The organism is Fulvivirga lutimaris (assembly GCF_009711525.1).
In the GTDB taxonomy this organism is placed as follows: domain Bacteria; phylum Bacteroidota; class Bacteroidia; order Cytophagales; family Cyclobacteriaceae; genus Fulvivirga; species Fulvivirga lutimaris.
On the sequence record NZ_SMLV01000264.1, the window covers coordinates 1 to 9,213 of the forward strand.

General features: G+C 39.5%; 3 protein-coding genes. All 3 read right to left on the reverse strand.

Annotation, left to right across the window (positions count from 1 at the left end):
- Positions 1-4,104, reverse strand: a 4,104-nt coding sequence (locus E1140_RS03915; protein ID WP_155179255.1) for an FG-GAP repeat domain-containing protein, incomplete at its 3' end; no start/stop codon positions are given.
- A 95-nt stretch (positions 4,105-4,199) separates the two neighbouring features.
- On the reverse strand, positions 4,200-7,370 hold the full coding sequence (locus E1140_RS03920) for an FG-GAP-like repeat-containing protein (protein WP_185153414.1): 3,171 nt from the start codon (positions 7,368-7,370) through the stop codon (positions 4,200-4,202).
- A 2-nt stretch (positions 7,371-7,372) separates the two neighbouring features.
- Positions 7,373-8,992 (reverse strand): PorP/SprF family type IX secretion system membrane protein, encoded by a 1,620-nt coding sequence (locus tag E1140_RS03925; protein ID WP_155179259.1) that lies wholly within the window; start codon positions 8,990-8,992, stop codon positions 7,373-7,375.
- Positions 8,993-9,213 lie beyond the last annotated feature (221 nt).

The following is a 9,213-nucleotide window of genomic DNA, read 5'->3' on the forward strand; positions in this document are numbered from 1 at the left end:
CTCCAACAATACCTGATCACCAGGTGCCAATCCAGCACCAGTACCTAGATAGGTAGCTATTCCTGTTGCATCAGGTGTTCTAACTCCAGAACCATTAAACTTAATGGCATTACCATCATACCAGTTTACTGTATGCGATGCCAAGAATGTGGCTGAACTTGCAACTCCATCAACATCATCCAATACTACACCACCATTAAAAGGTGCAACACATCTTGTTGAAGGATACATTGTAAAATTAATAGCCGGAGGCGTCTGAATGTTAGCTACATTTACTGTTACAATATTTGAAGGACAAGACAAATCAGTTCTAGTAATTACTGCCGTATACTGTTGCCCTCCTGGCAAACCAGTTAAGTCAGGATTAGTATTATCTGCTACTGCTATAATTGGAGCGCCTATTGAACCTCCATTATACCATGTAATTTCGTAATTTGGATCAGGCAATGGTACATTAGCTCCATCAAATTCAACTGAAATTTGAATCGCTCCATTAAAAGATGTTCCAGCCAGAGTTTCATCACATATGTTATTATCAGAAATCTTCGTCAAGGTGGCAACCGGATAAATTACATTAGAAGAAACGGTTAATTCATCCACATCAAAACACCCGTTCACATCCGTTACCTTAGCAGTATAAGGAATACCACCATCTTCAACAGCAAAAGCCTGAGTACCGTCTGCGGAAGTATTGGTATGGAGATTAGCAGGCAGTGTATTACTACCTCTAAACCATTCGATCGTATAGTCAGCTGGATTTCCAACGGTTCCATCAGGGTTTGTAATTTGCACTTCAAGAATTCCATTAGGATTTGCTGGGTCGCAAGATGTCTGTGGAGCAACTTCAACTACCAGAGCTGTAGGGTACTGGCGTGTATCAAGTACCTCAACAATTGCAGGAATTGTTGTTGTGCAACCGGTAGAAATCTGAGTAGCATAAACTGCGTAGCCACCTGCAGCTAACCCTGTTCTACTTGGTCCAGTTCCGTTTGAAGGTGGTAAGGCACTACCCTGAGTTGAGGTTGCAATGTCATAAAAATACCAATTGAATGTAAATAGATTAGGGTCTTGTGCAACACCGGACAAAAACACTTGGGATGTTACGGCACCAGTATTTAAGTCAGTACAAGAAATAATATTTTGAGTAACAGTTCCCACAATATCTGGCACTAAAGGACCAGTAAGATTTGCATCTAATTGCAATGGGCATCCTCCTCTTTCAACGATTACTGCGTAGCCCCCTTCAGTTAAATCACTTGCAATTGGGCCCGTAATACCTAGTGGTGTTCCAAACTCATCTCTCCAGTCAAAAGTTACTCCTGTTAAGTCACCGCTTACAACAACTTCTAACTCTCCATTTGGAGGTGAACATATGGTTTGATTTGAATTAACCTGGATAGTGGCTACTGGTGTAGTAGCTGTCTGAATTATATTTTCTGATACTGGTATACTCGCGCACCCCTTATCTGTATTAGTAACTACGAGTGCATAATCACCATTACCCAAGTTGATAGCACTACTGGCGTCTCCACCCTGATTTGCCGGTAATAAGGCACCTGTATCATCAGTACCAATATACCACTGAAATGCAAAGTCACTATAATCTAAAATTTCAACGCCATTTCTACTTACTACGGCTCTTAATTCTCCTGAATCAGTTCCACTTACACCAGCATCACAATTAGAATTGTCAGCAATTTTTTCAATTGTAACAGTAAAAGGGTCTGGGGTTATTGGAAACGCATAAATATTATTATCAATGAAACACTCTGCAAACTCATTTGAGGTTAAATCGATAGGAAATTCTGTTCCATCATCGTTAAGTACTATATATAGTGTACTTGTCTCTCCACTATAATCAAATACAATTCCTCCCTGACTTAAGGTATCACCTACCTGCAAACCAGATAATGTTAAAACGGTCGTGTGCAATAATGCAGCAGGAACACCCAGTACCGGATCAATGGCAACAGACGGGTCACCCTCCCAGAAACTCACATCTAAGTCATCTGTAATGGCCAATGAACCACTATTTACAATATTGAAACCTACAGTAATACCTAAGTCACCACAAATAGGTGGGATTACTTCAACTGCAGGGAAGTAATTAGGATCACTAGGGTCCACATAACCTGGATCACCTGGCTCTAAGGTGGGGTCGTTACCAACAAACGAAATGTCTGGAGCAGGAAAAAATGGGCAACCATCTTGTCCAAAAGTGGGCACCTGATTCATAAAAGTATTCAGTGGTCTGTTGATTTCTTCTACACCATCACCATCACAATCACCTAGAAACTCAGCAGTCATATCAAATGCAGGGCAGGGCACTGTTAAATCATCAGCAATATTCACTGCTGCATAGCCCTGCTGGTTCCACACATCCCTAGTTGGTAACCAATCATTACCTTCAGAATAATAACATTCAAGCTGACCTAGCGCCTGTTGCTGGATGGGGTCATTAATATCAAACTTGGCTGTTGCGCAACCAGCACAAAGGTCTGTGGATCCATCACCATCAATATCGGCAATAAGCGGCCCCTCTGTTGATGTGTGCGATTGACATGGCACAGACCAAAGAACATTTTGACCAGTTTCACCATCTATAACAACTAACTCCTGAGAATCTCTGTAAACCACCTCTGGATTACCATCATTATCAAAATCATACACAGTAGTTGAAACAATACCGGATTTGCTATCATTAATTGTTCTTTGCCATTTTAAAGTTAAGGTGCCACCTGACTCTTCCATAGCAAACAATTGATTACCCGCAATAAAAGTCAGCTCCAGCTTACCATCCCCATCTATATCACCAAGATTTACACGACTAGTACCCCAAGGCCACCCATCCGCATCATCTGGGTCTGGTGGCGAATAAACATCAACAGTGCCATTAAACACATCCCAAAAATATATGGTTGTAGGTCCAGAATTACTACCCTTGGCTCCTGAAATTACTATATCTAAATGTCCGTCATTATTAACATCCGCTACTGAAGTGGAGCTCCAGTTAGTTGTACCATATTCACTACCATCAAATATTGTTTTAGGATACCACTGATCAGCAGCAGGAAGCAAGTCATTCATATCCTGAATAACGGTCATAGCTTGTGTTGAGCCGTCAATCAAACTAGGTACGGAAAGTAAAGAGCTGCCAGATACAATTTCGAGATTACCCCCTTCTATAATATCAGCAGCAATTGGTGCTGAATTAACTTCTGCATCCCAATTACCTAAATTGGCATCAGCCAATAACTCACCGGTTTCAGCATCATAAACCTGGTCTTTTATAAATATCTCTGCCTCACCATCGCAATCAAAATCAGCAATTCCTAAAGAACCAGGACGATCTGTTCCTAGTGGTATAGCGTCAAATAGAGGTACTAATGTATTAGTAGAAGGTGTAGGGTTGGCTCTAAAACCTACTAAAAAGTACTGATTGGGTTCGTTATTACCATTACCTGTTCTTGAACTAACAATGGAGTAAATTTCTACTGGACAAGATCCATCAATATCTGCAATCAATATCTCAGGTTCAAAGAAAAATTTATCTCCAAAAGGAAATATAGTAGCTCCTTGACCTGTTACTTTAAAATCCTGAATTATCTCACCAATATCTTTGTTTCCAGGTTGTCCATCTGTAGTAGCAACAACCCTTATCTCCTGATTGAATTTTGAAGTTGTAATTACATCAGGGATTCCATCACAATTAACATCGCCAATAGCTATTTTAGATTGGGTATCAACAGTGTTTTGCGAAGTTTCAAGAGGAGGACCAACAAAATCAAAGACATCATCACCAGAACCTGATCCATCATCAAAACCATCACAACTCTCAGAGTCTCCAACAAAAGAAAGTCCATAGAAGTTAGCACACTCGGGATCAGATGTGTCAGTCTGGCCATCACCGTCATTATCTATACCATCCGCACAGTTACAGCCCTTCTCGACATCTGCAGCAAATTGACATGCAGCATCACCACTACAATCCACAAGACCATCGCCATTTGTATCAACCCCTAAATTACAGTCACTTTGGCCAAATGACTGAATACTTAAAATAATAAAAAACGAAAATAAAAAAAATCGAATACGGTGACCCATAAAATAAATATAACAAGAATTAATCGTAAACTAAACGAATAAATTCAACTATGACAAGACAACTTTTATCCCCAAAATCACTTGAAAGTAACCAGTTATCTAACCAATAATATACTGCCAGTTTTTGGATTTAATTCAGGACAGGCGAACACAAAATAATAAACTCCTTCAGGCAAGGGTGTTCCTTCATAAGTACCGTCCCAGGTATTGTTATAATTCTGCTCTCTCAAAATTAAAGTGCCGCGTTCGTCATAAATACTTAGTGTACAATCAGGATAATTTTCTAATGACTCTATTCGCCAATAGGCATCTTCTAAATTATCAGGAGCAAATGCTTTAGCAGGAGTAATCAAAATTTCATTACCAGCTGACTGAAGTGTTATTTGAATCTGTCCTGAGCCTGTACACCCGTCTATTAGTGCCCCAATAACAGTATAAAGAATATCTGCTGTTGGTGTTGATATCGGGTTTGCAATATCAGTGGCCGACAAAAAATCTGATGGCGACCATAAATAGCTATCTGCACCTGTAGCTTCCAATTGCACTTCATTACCTGCCGGCACAACTATAGGACCTGGGTTTCCGTCAGCAGTAATAGATATGGTAGGTACAGTGCCTTGAACAAGGTCAAAAGTATCATCTGAAATGCAACCGTTATTATCAGTAGAAGTCACTGAGTAGGCACCTGGAGCATCTACGGTAATTACATCGGTCGAAGCACCAGTATTCCAAGTACTAGACACAAAAGTGCCATTAGCTGTTAAATCGATAGTTTCATCATCGCAAATAGAGTTCTTAGAAGCAGTTATACTAACTGGCACAGCCTCTACAACGGTAGCTTGTTGGGTAGAAAAGGTACTGCACCCTGCTACACCATCATATGATACTGTCAATGTAACATCAAAAGTGCCGCCAGAAGTGTAAGTATGTGTAGCATCTTGAGAAACAATAGAAGTTCCATCACCAAAGTTCCAGTTGTAGGTTACTGTAGCACTATTATCTACTGTAGATGTATTTGTAAAAGCCGCATCAATTCCAACGCAAATAGGATTGGTCAATGTAAAACTACTTACAGGGGCCGTTAAAACATTTACTGTTATTTCATTTGTCGCAACTGCACAGCCCGAAGCATCATCAGTTACCTCTAGAGAGTAGACACCATTTGCAGAAGCTACAAAAGTATTTGTAGCGCCACCTGCTTCAGCTCCGTCTTTCATCCATTTGTATGTATAACCCGCTGTATTTCCCGTTGATAATGTTACGGATCCTCCTGAGCATAGTGTAGTTGGTCCTCCTGCGCTAATGCTAAAACTGGAAACATCACTTATTACCAAGTCAGTTTCTGCCTCTGAACTCAAACAATCACCAATTTTTACCAGCACCTTATATTTGCCCGCGAATGCACTGGTAAGATTAGAAATAACAGGGTTTTGATCTGAAGATGTAAAACCATTTGGTCCTGTCCATGAGTATGTGGCTCCAGACTGTGCATCAACTGCAAGTGTAACAGACTGGCCAACACAACCAGGACCATCATTTGAGGCTACTGGATCCGAAGGAATAGTACCTGTACCATCATTAACTACAATAGTTGCTGTAGAAGTACAATTTCCTCCTTCAGAAATGGCAGTTACTTCATAACTACCTGCAGCGGTAACATCAATAGAACTCGTTGCCAAGGCCAAGTCTCCTCCATCCTTCTTCCAACTAAAGGTCACACCAGGATTACTCGGAGCTTCAAGAGTTATTGTTTGTGTAGGGCAAATGGCTAATGGCTGATCATTTAATATTTCAGGTTCATAGCAATTTGTATTTCTAACTACTTGAATAGAAAAGTCACCATCAGGTATTGCTAAAGATGTGAATGCTAAATCTGGCTTTCCATCTCCATCTAGGTCACCGGCAAATATATTCCTCGTTGCTTGCTCCAAACTCTGTTGACTTGGAGTGAAGTTCAACCCTCCTTCATTAATCAAAACAGCATATTTAGTTTCATCTCTGGTAGAAACAGCAAGATCAAGAAGTCCATCACCATTCAAATCAGCGCCCTTAACCGTCCAAGGTTCCTTACCAGCTACGAAATTAACTGCCGTTCCAAAACTCAGGCTGCCTGACGTGGAATTATTTTTATAAATAAGAACTTGATCGTTAAATACTTCTGTTGTAACTATCTCTTTTAATCCATCGGCATCAAGATCGATAGCACTAACATTCGTAATTGCCTGAGAACCAGTAGAAACTATCAGAGGAGCTTCAAAACTAAACCCTCCTGAGTTTCTATAGACAAAAACATTTGCAGCCAAGGTTCTTGTTAAAACAAGGTCTAAATTTCCGTCATTATCCATATCATTTAGGCTCAAACCAGAGTTGGCAGACATATCAGGAAGTGGGACAATAGTTGGCGTTCCGAAGCTAATGGTTCCAACAGAACTAGTATTAGGAATAATATTTAATAATTTCTCAGAGCCATTCGCATTGGAGATAACTAGATCTGGTTTTCCGTCATTATTGAGGTCACCCGCAACAACACGCACGGCTTGATAAGGGTTTGATGTTGAGTTATTTGTAACCAAACTTACTAACTGCTGAGAACCGAAAGTAATTGTTCCTGGTGTAGATGTAGTATTTTTATAGATATAAAGTTGATTTCTATTCGACCCCGCTCTAGTCATGAACAAATCTTGCTTGCCATCACCATCAAGGTCCCCACATCCCATACCTGTCGTAGGCGTATTAGCGTCAATAGATGATACATTAAAATTTATATCTCCAATAGTGCTTGTATTTGTTAATAGAGTTATCTCCGTGCCAGTAGTTTCTGTCGATGCCAAATCTGTCAACCCATCATTATCAAAGTCACACCCACATATGTCAAATAATTCAACTGTTCCATTCCTATACTTTTCCGGAGACTGCAATTGAGCAATATCAAAAGGCGACCCATGGTGACTTAGAAAAAAGTATTCCTTACTCCTCACTTGCTGACCCGTACTTATCTTTTCTACGATAATTGGACCATTAACAGCACCTGCAGGCACTGTAGTAGTAATCGAGTTATCAGATACCACCTCAATACTGGCAGCCCTAACACTTCCAAACCACACAATAATATCACTAACATTAGTTCCAAAACCAGTGCCTGAAATAACAACCTCTCCGCCTGCAAATGTGTTCTCAGGATCGATATTTGTAATTCTTGGCTGTGCTTTTACGGCATTAACAGCAACCAACAACAAGGCTATAATTAAACTTTTATTAAGAGTCATATTTACTGAACTGATAATACCCATGCTTTAGAAAATACCTGTTTTTGTCTCAATTGATCTCGTTCACTACGTGCCTCCTCAATATCTGAAGACTTAAACACATAAACGTACCAATACCCTTCCTGACTAATATATCCAAACTTAGATTGGTAACCTCTAAAAAAGAGATCATCACTATATTTCTCAGCCAGTTCATAAGAAGTAAATACACCAACCACAACATATTCACCCGGCCCAATTTCCAAAAGATGTCCTCCTCTAGTTACTACAACCCTGTCTTCGGTTGTATATTTTCCTACTAAATTCTCTTGACTTTTTTCCTCTTTCGGTTTTTCTACTACCACTTCTTCCTTAACCTCAGGTTGAGTTGGTTCGGTTTGTGTAACATTTTCTGTACTCTCTCGATCAGCTTCCAACGCAGCAGCAGCCAAAGACGCTTCTCTTTGTTTTCTTTCTTCTTCAGCCTGTTGCTCTTGAGCTAGTTGAGCCTCTCTATCTGATTGCTCCTGAGCTTTTCTTTGTGCCTCTTGCTGTGCTTTTTGCTCTGCTGCTTCCTGAGCTTTCCTCTCCTCTTCCTCTTTAGCTTTTTGCTCAGCTAATAGCCTGGCTTTTTCTTCCTCTTCTTTTTTCTGTTGCGCCAGTTCTTCTCTTCTCTTTTCTAAAGCCTCCTGACGTTTAGACTTTTTCTTTGGTAACTCAGAGTCAACAAATGAGTATACAAACCTATCTTTCTTTCTGCCACCAAATAAAAGATTGAGCTGAATCTCGTGACTAGGGCTATTTACTTCATTGGCACCTGAATTCTGAATATTGTAGGAATATCCTAATCCGAACACTTTATTAAATTTAACTCCTCCATGAGCCGATATTCCAAAATCCTGTTTGTAACTACCACCAAACCATACAGTGTGATTGAGCGTAACTACTAATGAGCCTTCTACCTGAGGTGGCAAAACATCACTATATCTATACAATAAATAGGGTTCTATCATGTGTTTATGCTTTTTGGTCAAATAGAACCGGTTACTGGCAAAAATCAACAGATTTTCCAAAGGGGTAACTTCTCCTATTGTAAAATCCTCTGTTGATATAAATTCATCGGTAAAAAGATTAGGTATGGACGCACCAAAGTTGAAATATTTAACTTGAAGAGATATGCCCGCATTTCCGATCAAATACATATTCTGATCCAATGCGAGTGCCAGTGTACTGGCAGGCACATTATCTAGTGCATTAATGTCTAACGTATTGCTAGCTGCCCCAATAGAGGCACCAAACCTTAAAGTCATCAAATCTGACAATGATATATTAACGGAATTGGATAGAAATGCACTAGTAGTATTCAAAATGCCTCGTTCAGCGTTGGTGACATTTAGACCTAACCCAACCCTTTTGCCTATTGGTGAATGAAAAGATGCATTGCCTATTGAAGGTGCACCTTCAATATTTATCCACTGTTTACGATAAGTTAAAAACAAAGAGGGCCTTCCATCAGTACCCGCAAAAGACGGGTTAATAGAATATGGATTCATGAAATAATGGGCGAAATTACTATTATCTTGAGCAGACAGCCTACTTATAGAGACACATAACAGTATTAAACAGCTAAATCTAAAAAACATTAGTGCTATAGTTTAAAAAATTAATCTTATTTGAAATATTGCATTCAAAAAGAATTACAAAATTGACAAAAATGATCGTACTTGCACACTGTAGACAACAATAAACTTTGGAATATACCATAAATTTACGTTAAATTATAAATTAATCGTTTATTAAATTAGTGAGAAACATAAAATTTTGGCTCATTTTTCTTTTAGTGGTTTGTGTGAGGTTTGGTGCA

Bases quoted from the DNA above. Each gene is read 5' to 3' on its own strand.
- E1140_RS03920 (WP_185153414.1), bottom strand. From the start codon at position 7,370: ATGACTCTTAATAAAAGTTTAATTATAGCCTTGTTGTTGGTTGCTGTT.
- E1140_RS03925 (WP_155179259.1), bottom strand. From the start codon at position 8,992: ATGTTTTTTAGATTTAGCTGTTTAATACTGTTATGTGTCTCTATAAGT.